This is a genomic window from Burkholderia sp. HMSC10F09, from assembly GCF_001806955.1.
GTDB lineage: Bacteria > Pseudomonadota > Gammaproteobacteria > Burkholderiales > Burkholderiaceae > Burkholderia > Burkholderia multivorans.
The window spans coordinates 19,256-19,654 of record NZ_KV786903.1 but is presented as its reverse complement, the minus strand read 5'-3'; the positions used below and the strand labels follow the sequence as shown (position 1 = coordinate 19,654).

General features: G+C 58.4%; 1 protein-coding gene and 1 pseudogene. Both read left to right on the top strand.

The window, feature by feature from the left end:
- A partial coding sequence (locus HMPREF3115_RS25550) for a sugar phosphate nucleotidyltransferase (RefSeq protein ID WP_256276429.1) occupies nt 1-343 on the top strand: 343 nt, incomplete at its 5' end.
- Nucleotides 328-399: pseudogene (locus HMPREF3115_RS32830) on the top strand (dTDP-4-dehydrorhamnose 3,5-epimerase); the annotation flags it as partial. The gene HMPREF3115_RS25550 and the pseudogene HMPREF3115_RS32830, both read left to right, overlap by 16 nt.

Below are 399 nucleotides of genomic sequence, written 5' to 3'. Positions count from 1 at the left end.
CATCGCGGCCGACATCAAGCCGTCCGCGCGCGGCGAACTGGAAATCACCGACGTCAATTCGCGATATTTGCAGGACGGCATGCTGAACGTCGAAATCATGGGCCGCGGCTACGCATGGCTCGACACCGGCACGCACGATTCGTTGATCGAAGCGGCGACGTTCATTGCGACGCTGCAGAAGCGGCAAGGTCTCGTCGTCGCTTGCCCGGAAGAAATCGCATACCGCAAGCAGTGGATCGACGAAGAGCAACTCATGAAGCTCGCGCAGCCGCTTGCGAAGAACGGCTACGGTCAATACCTCAAGAACATTCTCACGGATCAAGTCGCATGTCCATCCAAGTAACTGCGACGGCGCTGCCGGAAGTCAAGATCATCGAGCCGAAGGTATTCGGCGATGCG